This is a genomic window from Plantactinospora veratri (assembly GCF_036421995.1).
GTDB lineage: Bacteria > Actinomycetota > Actinomycetes > Mycobacteriales > Micromonosporaceae > Plantactinospora > Plantactinospora veratri.
Genome location: NZ_JAZGQL010000004.1, coordinates 191,596 through 205,436, shown reverse-complemented (window position 1 = coordinate 205,436; position 13,841 = coordinate 191,596). Strand labels below are relative to the sequence as shown.

The 13,841-nt window shown below is 71.8% G+C and carries 12 protein-coding genes; 7 read left to right on the top strand and 5 right to left on the bottom strand.

The window, feature by feature from the left end:
* Nucleotides 1-6: 6 nt before the first annotated feature.
* Nucleotides 7-699: a RibD family protein gene (locus V1634_RS05780; RefSeq protein ID WP_331206689.1), complete on the bottom strand. Its 693-nt coding sequence runs from the start codon at nucleotides 697-699 to the stop codon at nucleotides 7-9.
* Between the two features lie 228 nt (nucleotides 700-927).
* Between V1634_RS05780 and V1634_RS05775 the strand changes: the two genes are divergently transcribed.
* From V1634_RS05775 to V1634_RS05745, 7 genes are all read left to right on the top strand, one after another.
* Nucleotides 928-1,635, top strand: a complete 708-nt coding sequence (locus tag V1634_RS05775; RefSeq protein ID WP_407951724.1) for a GTP cyclohydrolase II — start codon at nucleotides 928-930, stop codon at nucleotides 1,633-1,635.
* Between the two features lie 66 nt (nucleotides 1,636-1,701).
* Nucleotides 1,702-2,190, top strand: a complete 489-nt coding sequence (locus tag V1634_RS05770; RefSeq protein ID WP_331206687.1) for a GNAT family N-acetyltransferase — start codon at nucleotides 1,702-1,704, stop codon at nucleotides 2,188-2,190.
* Nucleotides 2,191-2,394: 204 nt separating this feature from the next.
* Nucleotides 2,395-3,375 (top strand): acetylxylan esterase, encoded by a 981-nt coding sequence (locus tag V1634_RS05765; RefSeq protein ID WP_331206686.1) that lies wholly within the window; start codon nucleotides 2,395-2,397, stop codon nucleotides 3,373-3,375.
* On the top strand, nucleotides 3,362-4,102 hold the full coding sequence (locus V1634_RS05760) for a hypothetical protein (RefSeq protein ID WP_331206684.1): 741 nt from the start codon (nucleotides 3,362-3,364) through the stop codon (nucleotides 4,100-4,102). Before V1634_RS05765 ends, V1634_RS05760 begins: the two co-directional genes overlap by 14 nt.
* 250 nt (nucleotides 4,103-4,352) lie before the next feature.
* A complete protein-coding gene (locus tag V1634_RS05755; protein ID WP_331206683.1) occupies nucleotides 4,353-5,990 on the top strand; it encodes a S8 family peptidase in 1,638 nt (545 codons plus the stop codon).
* Between the two features lie 27 nt (nucleotides 5,991-6,017).
* Nucleotides 6,018-7,343 carry a hypothetical protein gene (locus tag V1634_RS05750; RefSeq protein ID WP_331206682.1) on the top strand — a complete coding sequence of 442 codons (1,326 nt, stop codon included), beginning with the start codon at nucleotides 6,018-6,020 and terminating at the stop codon, nucleotides 7,341-7,343.
* A gap of 197 nt (nucleotides 7,344-7,540) precedes the next feature.
* The gene (locus tag V1634_RS05745) at nucleotides 7,541-8,002 is read left to right on the top strand and encodes an ATP-binding protein (RefSeq protein ID WP_407951723.1); all 462 of its coding nucleotides are present in this window, start codon (nucleotides 7,541-7,543) and stop codon (nucleotides 8,000-8,002) included.
* A 198-nt stretch (nucleotides 8,003-8,200) separates the two neighbouring features.
* Here the strand turns inward: V1634_RS05745 and fusA are convergent, their stop codons facing one another.
* From fusA to V1634_RS05725, 4 genes are all read right to left on the bottom strand, one after another.
* The gene (gene fusA / locus V1634_RS05740; RefSeq protein ID WP_331206680.1) at nucleotides 8,201-10,303 is read right to left on the bottom strand and encodes an elongation factor G; all 2,103 of its coding nucleotides are present in this window, start codon (nucleotides 10,301-10,303) and stop codon (nucleotides 8,201-8,203) included.
* A 446-nt stretch (nucleotides 10,304-10,749) separates the two neighbouring features.
* The gene (locus tag V1634_RS05735) at nucleotides 10,750-11,592 is read right to left on the bottom strand and encodes a carbohydrate ABC transporter permease (RefSeq protein ID WP_331206679.1); all 843 of its coding nucleotides are present in this window, start codon (nucleotides 11,590-11,592) and stop codon (nucleotides 10,750-10,752) included.
* Nucleotides 11,582-12,535 carry a carbohydrate ABC transporter permease gene (locus tag V1634_RS05730; RefSeq protein WP_331206678.1) on the bottom strand — a complete coding sequence of 318 codons (954 nt, stop codon included), beginning with the start codon at nucleotides 12,533-12,535 and terminating at the stop codon, nucleotides 11,582-11,584. The genes V1634_RS05735 and V1634_RS05730 overlap by 11 nt, the downstream gene beginning before the upstream one ends.
* Nucleotides 12,528-13,838: an extracellular solute-binding protein gene (locus V1634_RS05725; protein WP_331206677.1), complete on the bottom strand. Its 1,311-nt coding sequence runs from the start codon at nucleotides 13,836-13,838 to the stop codon at nucleotides 12,528-12,530. The genes V1634_RS05730 and V1634_RS05725 overlap by 8 nt, the downstream gene beginning before the upstream one ends.
* Nucleotides 13,839-13,841 lie beyond the last annotated feature (3 nt).

Below are 13,841 nucleotides of genomic sequence, written 5' to 3'. Positions count from 1 at the left end.
CACCGGTCACGTCGCGGCGAACCGCTCCGAGAGGGCGTAGCGCAACAGCACCACATCGCCGATCTGACAGACCTCGGCCAGTTCGGCCCGGCGGTCGGGTCCCCAGGGGAACCGGCCGTCGCCGACGAAACGCGGCGCCCGGGAGTCACCGACGAAGAACGGCGCGATCACCAACTGCAACTCGTCGGCGAGGCCGGCGGTGAGGAACTGGGTGTGTATCTGCCCGCCGCCCTCGACCATCAGCCGGGCCACGCCCCGGTCGTGCAGGTCGGAAAGCACCAGTTCGAGGTCGACGGGGTCGCCGCTGTCGACCACGGTCGCCACCTCGCCGAGACGCTTACGGGCCTCGTCCAGGCTGGCGCTCGCACAGTAGACGATCTTGTCGATGTCACCCGTGACGAAGAACCGGGCGGTCGGATCGAGGTCCGCCCGACCGGTCACGGTCACCTTCACCGGCGTCGGCCGCAGGCCCCGGGCCACCCGCTCGGCCCGGCGCTGCTCCGACCGGACCAGCAGTCGCGGATTGTCCTGGCGGACCGTACCCGCGCCGACCAGGATGGCATCGCAGTCCGCCCGTACCGCGTCGACCCGGTCGAAGTCGGCGTCGTTGGAGAGCAGCAGGCGCGTCCCGCCGGCGTTGTCCAGGTAGCCGTCGATTGACATGCCGCAGCTGAGCAGTACGTACGGCCGGTCGCCCACTTGTCGCACCTCTCCGTCGATGAACAGCCCGCGCGGTGGGTCAGTCTTCCGCATCGTCGGCGCCCGTCCCCGCCGACCTCGTCCCGATGCCGGTCAGGTGGCCCGCATCGGATGACCGAACACCGGGTACCAGCCTCCACGCTCTGTAGATGCGCGGGCGGGCAGACCCCCGAGAGAGGCACCCTAGATCTTCAGGGCGTACGCACCCGACCCCAAGAGGGAGAACTGATGCCGCACACACCGCCCCAGGTAACCACCGCCGAGGCACCCGAAACGCTGGACACCGTCGGGCCGGTTCCGGCCGCCACCGTCCGCCGGCAGGTGACCGTACCGCTCCGCTTCGCCGACGGTTACACGGCGACCGCGAGCGTCTTCACCTTCGACGGGCTGGTGGACGGCCGGGAGCATCTCGCACTCGGTCTCGGTGACTGGCGGAGCAGACTGGGTCAGTCCGTCGACGGCGCGACCGCGCCGCTGGTGCGGCCGCACAGCGAGTGCATGACCGGTGACGTCTTCGGCAGTCAGCGGTGCGACTGCGGCCCGCAACTGCGGGAGGCGGTCGAGCGGATCAGCGGCCAGGGCGGGTTCCTGCTCTACCTGCGGCAGGAGGGCCGGGGCATCGGGCTGTACGCCAAACTCGACGCGTACGCCCTACAGGACGTGGGGCTGGACACCTACGAGGCCAACGTGGCGCTCGGGCACGGCGAGGACGAGCGCGACTACACCGTGGCGGCACAGATGCTCCGTACCCTCGGCGCGAACCGGATCGCGCTGCTGAGCAACAACCCCGACAAGGCGGAACAACTTCACCGGCTCGGCGTGCAGGTCGCCGAGCGGGTACCCACCGGTGTGCACCTCTCCGCCGCCAACGCCCGATATCTGAAGACGAAGGCGAACCACACCGCGCACACCATCGACCTGCCGCTCGCCGACTGAGGGCCGGGCCGGTGGGCGGACAGCGCGACCGGCTGGGCGGGCGGACGGAGCGGATAGAGTGCCGGCATGTCGTCGTCGCCGCGCCTGGAGAAGGTGACTCCGGACAACGTCGTCGCCGCCTGCGGACTGCGGGTCCGCCCCGACCAGGAGGGCCTGGTCGCGCCGGTCGCGCAGTCGCTGGCCGAGGCGTACGTCCAGCCGGAGGTCGCCTGGCCCCGGCTGGTCTACGATGCCGAGCGGCTCGTCGGCTTCGTGATGGCCTTCTTCATGGTCAGGTTCGATCCGGACGACCCGGCCGACGAGCCGCGCTCCGGGCTCTGGCGGCTGAACATCGCCGCCGACCAGCAGAGCCGGGGGTACGGCCGGTTCGCCGTGCTGGCCGTCTGCGACGAGCTTCGGCGGCGCGGGCAGGACCGGGCCTATGTGACCTGGGCGCCGGGCGAGCACGGGCCGGAGCGGTTCTACGCCCGACTCGGCTTCCGGCTCACCGGCGAGCGGATCGGCGACCAGGTGGTCGGCGTACTGGACCTGACCGTCCCGGACGACGGGACCTGACCGCCCCCGGAGGACCGGACCGACCTACCGGACGACCAGGGACTTGACGTCGACTCCGCCTCGTCCGAACCTGGGTGCGGCGCACCGGCACGTGGCGATCGGCGGCCCGGACGCTACCCTCCGATTTCGGGACGCCCCGGCTCGCGGCCGGGGCCGCTCGCGGGCTGCACCCCTCCAGCCCGCGACGACGAGAGGAGACGGCGCATGCTTGTCGACTGGCCACTGGACCGGTTGCGCGACTACCTACCGAAGCGCGAGGAAGCGTCCGACTTCGACGCCTTCTGGGCCGACACCCTGGCCCAGGCCCGCGATGCCGGGAGCCCGGCGCGATTCGAACCGTACGACGCCGGACTCTCCACCGTAGAGGTGTTCGACGTCACCTTCTCCGGCTTCGCCGGCCAGCCGGTACGCGGCTGGTTCCTGCTCCCCCGGCACAGCACCGGCCGGCTCCCCTGCGTCGTCGACTACCTCGGGTACGGCGGCGGGCGCGGCTTGCCGCACGAGTGGCTGGCCTGGAGCGCCGCCGGCTACGCCCACCTGGTGATGGACACCCGGGGCCAGGGCAGCGCCGGTCACCTGGTCGGCGACACCCCGGACCCGGACCCGGTCGGCCTGCCGCAGACCCCCGGCTTCCTCACCCGGGGTCTCACCGATCCGAGCAGTTACTACTACCGCCGGGTCTTCACCGACGCCGTCCGGGCCGTGGAGACCGTCCGGGCACACCCCCGAGTCGACCCGGAGCGGGTGGCGGTGGGCGGCACCAGTCAGGGCGGTGGGATCAGCATCGCCGTCGCCGGCCTCGTCGACGGACTCGCGGCGGTACTGCCGAACGTGCCGTTCCTCTGCCACTTCCGCCGGGCCACCGAGATCACCGATGCCACGCCGTACCACGAGCTGGTGACGTACCTGCGGACGCACCGGGGCGACGTGGAGCAGGCGTTCCACACCCTGAGCTACTTCGACGGGGTCAACTTCGCCAGCCGGGCGAGTGCCCCGGCGCTCTTCTCCGTCGCCCTGATGGACGCGGTCTGCCCGCCGTCGACGGTCTACGCCGCCTTCAACCACTACGCCGGTGAGGAGAAGGAGATCACGGTGTGGCCGTACAACGGGCACGAGGGCGGGGCGGGTTTCCAGTTCCCCCGGCAGGCCGCACTGCTCCGCCGGCTCTTCGGTGACCGTGGGTAGCCTGGAACGGAGAACCGCCGAGCCGGTCGCCGGCTACGGCGCCGCCTTCGACCGGCTCTTCGTGCGAGGCCGCGACGCGGTGCTCGCCGGCAACCACTACCGCGACTCCCCACCGGTCGACGGCGGCCGGTGGGGAGTGTCGGTGGTGCTGCCGCCCGACCCGGCCTGCACCGCCCGCCTCGCGGCGGTGACCGCCGAGGCGCTCGCGGTGGCCGGCCCCGACCACTGGCCGACGGGTGCGCCGGAGGCGGCGCATTTCACGGTACGGGCGCTCGAGGCGCACCGCAGCGGCGTGCCGGACGGCGATCCGCTGGTACGCCGGGCCAGCTCGGCGCTGCGTCGGGCCGCGGCGGCGTGCCGGCCGGTACGCCTGGCGCTGCGCGGGCTGACCCTGACCCCGTCCGGCGTGATGGCCTGCGCGTACCCGGTCGACCCGGCGGCGGACGAGTTCGCCGCGCGACTCGGCGACGAGCTCGGTGACGACGCCTGGTTCGAGGCCGACTTCAGCCGGGACATCTGGTACGCCACCCTCGTGCACTTCACCGGGCCGCTGCGCGATCCGGTGGCCCTGGTCGACTGGGTCGCCGCACGTCGTGGCCTGCACCTGGCTGACGCGGTCGTCGACGCGGCCGAGCTGCTGCGCTTCCGGTTCAACGGTCGCCAGCCGGTACGGGTGCCGCTGGCCCGCGCACCCTTCGGCCCCGGTGCTGCCACCGGTACCGGATAGTTCCCGGCACGGCTCGGACGCCTCCGGCCGGCTCCGGCGGGAGGCGTCCGGGACACCGGACGACGCGGCCACCCTGGCCGCCGCGGGCCCCCACCGCAGCCGGCCGTCGCCGTATGATTACCCGGCTCCCGGACCGGTCGCATCCGACCCGTCCGCAACACGGTCGACGACGACTGTCAGATCCACGTCCGCCGCTTCTCCTCCGGCCATCCGTGAGGAAACGATGGTCCGGAAGCCACGGGAGGAATCGATGGACTCCGACAGCGTCGACCCGGGCCGTCCGGCGGAGCCGCTGCCCGCCGAGTTCGGTTCGGCCGAGCAGAACGCCGACGGCGGCGACCGGGCGAGCCCGCTCTCGCCGGTGCCGACCTCACCCAGCCTGGTCACCGACTCGGTCATCGCCCGGCCGTTGCAGGAGCGGATGCGGGAGTCGGGCGAGGAGCCGATCGGCGTGGTGATCGAGCTGCGTACCCGGTACGTCGGCGGAGTGCGCCGGGCACAGTCCCGGGTGACGGAGCTGATCCGGCAGGTCGCCGACGCCGAGACGCCGGTCTGGCCGATCGGCTCGTACGTCAGCACCGCCCTCACCGCCGCGCAGGTCCGCGCCCTGGTCGCCGCCGACGCCGAGGAGGCCGAGGAGGTCGCCCAGGAGCAGGCGGGGCTGGACGCCGGGTGGGCGGAGCAGGCACCACGGTCCGGCCCGGCCACCGAGGACCCCTCGGCGTCGACGGTCGGCGCCGGCCCGGCCCCCCGCGCGGCGATCCACCGCATCTGGCCGAACTTCGAGGTCCAGCCCCTCACCCACCGCACGGTGGTGACCACGAAGTGCCAGGCGGCACACCGGGCCTTCAACGCGTACGGCCAGGACATCGTCTGGGCGGTGCTCGACTCCGGGATCGACGAGCGGCACGCGCACTTCCAGCGGCACGGCAATCTGGCGCTGACCCCGCCACTGGCGCACCGTTCCTTCGTCGGCGACAGTGACGACGAGGCGACGAAGGACGTGGCCGGGCACGGCACCCACGTGGCCGGGATCCTGGCCGGTGAGCAGATCGTCTCCGACGACCAGGAGCCGCTGACCGCCGCCACCTTCTATCAGCCGGAGGCGGGTGACCTGCGTACCGAGCGGCTGCGCCTGCGGTCGATCAGCGGGATGGCGCCGCGCTGCCGGCTGCTCTCCTGCAAGGTGCTCCGGGACGACGGCTCCGGTGACATGGCGGCGGTGCTGGCCGCGCTGGAGTACATCCAGGAACTCAACGACCACGGCCGGGAGCTGCTGGTGCACGGGGTCAACCTGTCGGTCGGCTACCCGTTCGACCCGACCTGGTTCGCCACCGGTCTCAGCCCGATCTGCCGGGAGGTCGACCGGCTGGTGCAGTCCGGCGTGGTCGTGGTGGCGGCGGCCGGCAACACCGGCTACGGCTACGTCATCGACGCCGGTGGCCGGCGGATGCGGACGGCGTTCGACCTGACCATCAACGACCCTGGGAACGCCGAACTGGCGATCACGGTCGGCGCCACCTCGTGCCGGCCGCACGCCTCCGGCGTCTCCTACTTCTCCTCGAAGGGTCCGACCGGGGACGGCCGGGCCAAGCCGGATCTGGTGGCCCCGGGCGAGCGGGTGATCAGCGCCGGTACCGGCCGGCTGCTCGACCAGGCGCGGCAGAGCGTCCCGGGCGCGACCTACGTGGAGAACTCCGGCACCTCCATGGCGGCACCGCACGTCTCCGGGGTGGCGGCGGCGTTCATGTCGGTGCACCAGGAGTTCATCGGCCGCCCGCACCGGGTCAAGCGGGCACTGCTCGACTCCGCCACCGACCTCGGTCGGGATCCTTCGTTCCAGGGCCGTGGGCTCGTCGACGCGATGCGGGCCCTCCAGTCGGTCTGACCCAGAGGCAACAGGCGAGGTGCGCTGATGCAGTTTCCGTACGCGGAGGTGGAGATCCGGTCCACCGGCGAGATCCACGACGACGCACAGCAGCGGGCGGCGCTGGAGCTGGTCGCCTCCTCGGGCGCCACCGACGTACTCGTGCTCTGCCACGGCTGGAACAACGACATCCCGCAGGCCCGGCGCCTCTACCAGCGGCTCACCGACAACCTGGCGGCGGTACGCCCGGCGGTGCCCGGCGAGGCGTCCCGGACCCTGGCCGTGGTCGGCGCGCTCTGGCCGTCGATCCGCTGGTCGGACGAGGACGAGGTGGCCGGCGGCGGGGTCGCGGTCGGCGACGAGGCAGCGGCGCTGGTAGGGGCGATCGCGACCCGGGTCGAGGATCCGGCCCGGGCGGCGCTGCTGACCCGGCTGGTGCCGAGGCTGACGGATTCGGCCGAGGCCCGGCAGCGGTTCCTCGACGCCCTGCGGGAGCAGATCCCGGCCGCGCCGGCCGCACCGTCGACCGGCGCGACGGAGGTGGACGAGGATCCGCCGCCGACGGCGCTGCTGCACGCCGACGCGGAGACGGTCTTCCAGGCGGTGGGCGGCCCCGAGGTCGACTTCGGGTCGCCGGAGCGGTCCGGCGGCGCCGCCAGCGACCTGCCCGGCGGGATGGCCGGCGGGATGGCCGATGCCACGGCCGGCGGGGCGGCCGGGTTCGGTTTCGACTTCGACAGTGTGCTGGCCAAGGCGCGCGGGGTGCTGAACCTCACCACCTACTACACGATGAAGGACCGGGCCGGGAAGGTCGGCTCCGGTGGCATCGCCACGCTCCTGTCCGACCTGGCCGGGGCGTCGACGTCGGGCGTACGGCTGCACCTGGCCGGTCACTCGTTCGGCGCCCGGGCGCTGGCCGCCGCCGCCGTACGGCAGCCTCGGCTGCACTCCTACACGCTGATGCAGGGTGCGTTCAGTCACCACGCCTTCGCCCTGGACTTCGACGGCCGGGGCGGGAACGGGCACTTCCGGCCGCTGCTGGCGGATCGGCGGCTCACCGGCCCGATGGTGGTCACACACACCGTCAACGACCGGGCGGTCGGCCTGGCGTACGCGGCGGCGTCCCGGCTCGCCCGGCAGGCCGGCGCCGGGCTCGGCGACGCCGACGACCCGTACGGCGGGATCGGCCGGAACGGGGCGCTGAAGACACCCGAGGTGGTCCAGCCCGGCAGCGAGCTGCTCGAGGTGGGCGGCGGCTACCAGTTCCAGCCGGGTCGGGTGTTCAACCTGAAGGCGGACAGGTTCATCAGCTCGCACGGCGATGTCAGTGGCCGACAGGTTGCCTACGCTCTGTATTGTGCGATCAACAGTTAGTGATTAGGGGCATGCCGGGCCGATCGGGGTGACGATTCCGGGCCGCTCGACAGGCTGAATCCCCGGTCGGCTTTGATTGACTCGGCCGCCGGTGGGTACCGTCCGCGCTGTACCCTGACGGGTCCGGTGACCTTGGAGGCGCCATGACGGACGGTCCGTTGCACGATCAACGGACGGAGACACAGCATGAGCCTCTGTTGCTTGAGGCCGAATTCGACGGGGACCAGGTCGCCGAGGTGCGCCGAGCACTGACCGAGTGCCTCCTCGTGGCCGGCTTGACCGGGGAGCGGCTGGACGACTTCGTGACCGCGGTCAACGAGGCGATGACCAACGCCGTCCGGCACGGTGGCGGAAGGGGCGAGCTGCGGTTCTGGCGGCGGCGGCACCTGATCTGTGAGATCCGGGACTTCGGCAGGGGCTTCGCCGAGCCGCTACCGACCATTCCGACCAGCCGTCCCCGGCCCTCCGCCAACGGCGGGATGGGGCTCTGGCTGGCGCAGGAACTCGCCGACTCGATCGAGGTACGCAGCGACGCCGACGGCGTCCGGGTACGACTGACCATGGCCGTCACCGGCCCGGCCGACGTACCGACGGCATCCCGGCCGGACAGCAGGGCCGGCTCCGGCCCGAGCCACGCCCGGATCGACCGGGGGCTGTGACGGTTCGTCCGGTCGACCTCCGGCCAGCCGCGACCACCCCCGCGACGGACAGACCGGCGACGGGGCTCTGGGCATCACGGTCGAGCCGGCGTCGCTGACGCGACCGGCAACGGACGCCGCCGGAGACGGGCGGATGGGGAGCCGCGATGCCGCGACTCCCCACCCCACCCTTTCCCCGACAGCCGCTGGCCGGACCGGTCAGCCGCGCGGCACCGAGTCGGCGACCGCGCCCGGCACCGGCTGGTAGCCGGTGGCCCGGGTGCTGAACGTCCCCCGACCCTGGCTGCGGCTGCGCAGCCGGGTCGCGTAGCCGAAGAGTTCGGCCAGCGGCACGGTCGCGGTGACCACCACGGTGCCGGCCCGGGTGGTCGAACCGACGACCCGGCCCCGCCGGGCGGCCAGGTCGCCCAGCACCGCGCCGACGGCGTCGTCCGGCACGGTCACCGTCACCTCGACCACCGGTTCCAGCAGGACCATCTCGCTGGCGGCCAGCGCCGCCCGCAGCGCGAGCCGACCGGCGGTACGGAACGCCAGCTCCGAGGAGTCCTTCACGTGGGTGGCGCCGTCGGTCAGGGTGACCCGCAGCCCGATCACCGGGTGGCCGCCGAGGGGACCGTCGGCGAGCGCGTCCCGGCAGCCGGCCTCGACCGCCCGGACGTACTCCTTCGGAACCCGTCCACCGACCACCGTCGAGCAGAACTCGAAGTCGGGTACGTCGCCACCGCCGGCCGCCGCCTCAGCGGGCGACGGCGCCACGTCGAGGACGACGTGCGCCCACTGGCCGGCGCCACCGTCCTGTTTGGCGTGCCGGTACACCAGCCCGGAGACGCCGCGCACGACGGTCTCCCGGTAGGCCACCTGCGGCCGCCCCACGGTCACCTCCAGCCCGACGTCCTGGCGGATCTTCTCCACCGCCACCTCCAGGTGCAGCTCTCCCATTCCGGAGAGCACGGTCTGGCCGGTCTCCGGATCGGTCCGGACGGCCAGCGAGGGATCCTCCTCGACCAGCCGGGCCAGCGCCGACGCCAACCGCCCGGTGTCGGTGCTCCGGCGCGCCTCGACGGCGACCGAGACCACCGGGTCGGCGGCGGTGGGCGGTTCGAGCAGCAGCGGCGCCTCGGGGGCGCAGAGCGTCGCACCGACCCGCGCCGACTTCAGCCCGACCACCGCGACGATGTCACCGGCCACCGCCCGGTCCACCTCGGTGTGCCGGTCGGCCTGCACCCTAAGGATCCGGCTGATCCGTTCGGTACGCCCGGCTCCGGCGTCCAGCACCACTCCTCCCTTCCGGACGGTGCCGGCGTAGACCCGCAGGTAGCTCAGCCGGCCGGTACCGGTCGAGTTGACCTTGAACACCAGCGCGGTGAACGGCGCGGCCGGGTCGGCGGGCCGCTCCCGCTGCTCGCCACCGGAGGTGCTGCCGCGCACCGCCGGGACGTCCAGCGGCGACGGCAGGTAGCCGACGGCCGCGTCGAGCAGTGGCTCGATGCCCCGGTTCCGGTAGGCCGAACCGCAGAGCACCACCACGCCGTCCCCGGTACGGGTCAGGTCCCGCAGCGCGTCCCGGAGCGTCTCGGCGGCCAGCGTCGACCGTTCGCAGTACTCCTCCAGCGCGGCCGGATGCCGCTCGGCGACCGCCTCCACCAGTACCCGACGGCGCCGCTCCGCCTCCGTCCGCAGCTCGTCCGGAACCGGGCCCTCGACGGGCGTCTCCGCACCGTCGGCCCAGACCAGGGAGCGCATCGTGACCAGGTCCACCACGCCGGTGAAGTCCTCCTCCCGACCGATCGGCAGTTGCACCACCATCGGGGTGACCCGGAGCCGGTCGCGGATCGACCGGACCGCCGTGTCCAGGTCGGCGCCGGCCCGGTCCAGCTTGTTGACGAACGCGATCCGGGGTACGCCGTGCCGGTCGGCCTGCCGCCACACCGACTCGCTCTGCGGTTCGACTCCGGCGACACCGTCGAAGACCGCGATCGCGCCGTCGAGTACCCGCAGGGCCCGCTCCACCTCGTCGGCGAAGTCGACGTGTCCGGGGGTGTCGATCAGGTTGATCCGGTGACCGGCCCACTCGCAGCTCACCGCGGCGGCGAAGATGGTGATGCCGCGGTCGCGTTCCTGGGTGTCGAAGTCGGTGACGGTCGTCCCGTCGTGCACCTCGCCGCGCTTGTAGGTGGCGCCGGTGGCGTAGAGGATCCGTTCGGTGGTGGTGGTCTTGCCGGCGTCGACGTGGGCGAGGATGCCCAGGTTGCGCAGCCGGGTCAGGGGGTGGGAAACGCTACGGTGCAGCTCGGTACGCATGGCCGATGGCCTCTCTGGATGATCTGGTCTCCGTGGTCCGACGGCGCGATTTCCGGGACGGGCCTGGGCAGGACACGGCCAGGCGGGCACCCCGAGCCGGCAGCCGGACCGACCGACGCGACCAGCGCCGACCGACCGACGCGAACGGCCAGCCGACCGACGCGAACGGCCCGGCGAGGACCGGGGTCGGCGTCGGGGTGTGGCTCAGGGAGGATTCGTCACGGATCTCCGGTGTGGCCGCGCGGGCCGACACCGGACGTCAGGAAGACGCCAGGATCACCCGGTGCAGCGACTGGGGAACGACGACAGCGGTGCGGTAGCGCACGGCCGGCTCCCCTCACTCGTCGTCGCGCGCGTCCGCCATCGACGGCCAAGATCGCGCTGGGCTGGTCACGAGTGTACTGAACGGACCCTCGACGCACAGCCCGGTTTTCCGTGCCGCGTGCTCACTTCACGGCTCCGGCGGTCAGACCCTGCACCAGGAAGCGTTGCAGCATCAGGAATCCGGCCGCGACCGGCACGCTGACCACCAGCGAGGCGGCCATCACCTGGTTCCAGTAGACCCCGGCCTGGGTGGAATAGAGCTGGAGCCCGACCGGCAGGGTACGGCTCTGCTCGGTGGTCATGATCGAGGCGAAGAGCACCTCGCTCCACGCCGTCACGAAGGCGTAGATGGCGACCGCCACGATCCCCGGGACGGCGACCGGCAGCACCACCCGGAGCAGCGCGCCGACCGGCCCGGCACCGTCGACCAGCGCCGCCTCGTCGAGTTCCCGGGGGATCGAGTTGAAGTAGCCGACCAGCATCCAGATCGAGAACGGCAGCGAGAAGGTCAGGTAGGTGATGACCAGGCCGAGCCGGGAGCCGTACAGGGTGATGCCGGTGAGCTGGTCGATGTTGACGTAGATCAGGAAGAGCGGCAACAGGAAGAGGATGCCCGGGAACATCTGGGTGGAGAGCACCGTCATCGAGAAGAGGGCCCGGCCGGGAAACCGGAACCGGCTGATCGCGTACGCGGCGAAGACCGCGACCAGCACCGAGCAGACGGCGGCGGCCGTGGAGACGAGCAGGCTGTTCAGGAAGTACCGGCCGAGCGGGATGGTCCGCCAGATGTCGGCGAACGGGCTCAGCGTCAGTTCGGTCGGCCACCAGTGGAACTCGCCCTGCACGTCCCGCAGCGGCTTGGCTGCCGAGGTCGCCATCACGTAGAGCGGCAGCAGCACGAGGGTGGCGAAGAAGGTCAGGCCCACCCAGCGGACCCAGCGGAACCAGCGGGGCTCAAACAGCACGGCGGCGCCTCCGTGAGGTCAGCAGCAGGTATCCGGTGGTGAGCAGGAGCAGGAAGAGCAGCAGCAGCACGGACATCGCCGAGCCGAGCCCGAAGTTCCAGGTGACGAAGGAACTCTGGTAGATGTGCACCGAGATCAGGTCGGCCTGGTCCGGCGTCGCCGCGCCGAACAGCACGAACGGGGTGGTGAAGTCGTTGAAGGTCCAGAGGAAGAGCACCAGCGCCAGCACCAGGTTGACCGGTCGCAGCATCGGCAGGGTCACCCGGCGGACCTGCTGCGCCGGCCCGGCGCCGTCGATCGCCGCCGCCTCGTAGAACTCGGTCGGGATGTTCTGCATCCCGGCCATGATGATCAGGAAGGCGAACGGCCAGTGCCGCCAGATCGACACCATCACCACGGCGACGAAGCTCCGGTCGCCGAGCAGCCAGAACGCCCGGTCGTCGGTGAGGTGGAGATTGTCCACCAGCAGGTGGTTGAGCATGCCGTTGTCCCGCTGGAGCAGGAAGTTCCAGGCGATCACCGCGGCGTACCCGGGCAGCGCGTACGGGACGAGGAAGAGGGTGCGCAGCAGTCCCCGGCTGCGCATCGGGCGCTGGAGCAGCAGGGCGGCCACGAAGCCGAGCAGCCAGGCGCCGGCGACCACCAGCAGGGCGTACGCCAGGGTGATCCAGAGGGAGCGCAGCAGCGAGGCGCCGATCGCGGAGTTGACGTCGAGCGCGACCCGGTAGTTGCGCAGTCCCGCCCAGGGTGCCGCCGACCAGTTCCGGATGAAGAACTGGGTCAGCTCCCGGAAGCTCATCCAGACGCCGACGGCCATCGGCACCAGGTGGACCAGCAGCTCCAGGGCGAGCGCGGGCAGCAACAGCAGGTACGCCAGACCGGGCCGGCGCCAACCGGCACCGGCCCGACGACGTGCTACGACCGCCCCGGGGCGATCAGCCACCGGTGCCCATCTCCTGCTGGGCCTTTTCCAGCGCCGCCGCGATCTCATGGTGGCCGACCGACTGTCCACTGGCGACCTTGGCGAACAGGTCCCGCATCCCGCTGCCCACCGTGGTCTCGAACTTGCTCTCCTCGGGCACCTGCGGCAGCGGGGCGGCGGTGTTCCCGAGTACGTCCTGGAAGACCTTGATCACCGGGGTCTGGAAGGCCGGGTCGGAGTAGGCGTCCTTGACCACCGGCAGCGACCCGTACGCCTTGTTGAGGATCTGCTGTTCCGCGCTGCTGGTCAGGAACTTGACCAGTTCCAGCGCACCCGCCCGGTTGTCGGTGTTCTTGAAGACCGAGATGTTGATCCCGGCGACGTGGCTGTTCACCCGCTTGCCGCCCGGCGGCAGCGGATCGGCGATCGGGATCGGGGCGACACCGTACTCGTCGGGCTTCATCCCGGCGGCGGCGAGCACGCTCATCGCGTTGCTCTGCCAGAGCAGCATCGCGGCCTTGCCCTTGGCGAAGTCGCCGATCGGCTGGGTCGGGGTGCTGTACTCGGCGTTGCTCGGGTTGGTGATCTTGTGGGTGGCCATGAAGTCGATGTACTGCTTGACCGCCATGACGTGGTGATGCCCGGTGAACTGCGGCTTGCCGGCGCCGTCGAAGAATTCCGCCCCGTGCTGCTGGCCGAAGATGAAGGCGTGGTGGGCGTTCTCGGTGTAGCTCGCCCCCTCGACCGCCAGGCCCCACCGGTCGCCCCTGGTCAGCTTCTTGCCGGCGTCGACGAACTCGGTCCAGTTCTTCGGCGGGCTGGTGATGCCGGCCTCGGCGAAGAGTCGCTTGTGGTAGAAGAGCCCGTACGCCAGGCCGTAGAGCGGGACCGACGTCGGCGGCTGGCCGGCCGCGCCGGTTGCCGCGAAGCTCGGCCCGAGGAACCGGGTCGGGCCGCCGAGCGGATCCAGCTCGGCCGACTCGAACGGCAGGAAGGCGCCGGTGGCCTGCAACGAGGCGGACCAGGTGTTGCCGATGTTGAGTACGTCGGGCCCCTGCCCGGAGGTGGTCGCGGCCAGGATTCGGTTGAGCAGGTCCGGCCAGCCGATCACTTCGAGTTCGACCTTGATCCCGGTCTGCTGGGTGAACTTGTCGAGTTCCGGTTGCAGGATCTTCCGGTCCTCGTCCAGGCTCGGCCCCTGGTTGCTGGCCCAGTAGGTGAGGGTCCTGCCGTCGCCGCCACCGCCGCCGTCGTCGCCGCAGCCGGCCAGCGGCATCAGCAGCAGCACCGCCGCAACGGTCGCGCCGACCTTCCGAAATCGCATGTC

Bases quoted from the DNA above. Each gene is read 5' to 3' on its own strand.
- V1634_RS05755 (WP_331206683.1), top strand. From the start codon at position 4,353: ATGGACTCCGACAGCGTCGACCCGGGCCGTCCGGCGGAGCCGCTGCCC.
- V1634_RS05775 (WP_407951724.1), top strand. From the start codon at position 928: ATGCCGCACACACCGCCCCAGGTAACCACCGCCGAGGCACCCGAAACG.
- V1634_RS05765 (WP_331206686.1), top strand. From the start codon at position 2,395: ATGCTTGTCGACTGGCCACTGGACCGGTTGCGCGACTACCTACCGAAG.
- V1634_RS05770 (WP_331206687.1), top strand. From the start codon at position 1,702: ATGTCGTCGTCGCCGCGCCTGGAGAAGGTGACTCCGGACAACGTCGTC.
- V1634_RS05750 (WP_331206682.1), top strand. From the start codon at position 6,018: ATGCAGTTTCCGTACGCGGAGGTGGAGATCCGGTCCACCGGCGAGATC.
- fusA (WP_331206680.1), bottom strand. From the start codon at position 10,303: ATGCGTACCGAGCTGCACCGTAGCGTTTCCCACCCCCTGACCCGGCTG.
- V1634_RS05725 (WP_331206677.1), bottom strand. From the start codon at position 13,838: ATGCGATTTCGGAAGGTCGGCGCGACCGTTGCGGCGGTGCTGCTGCTG.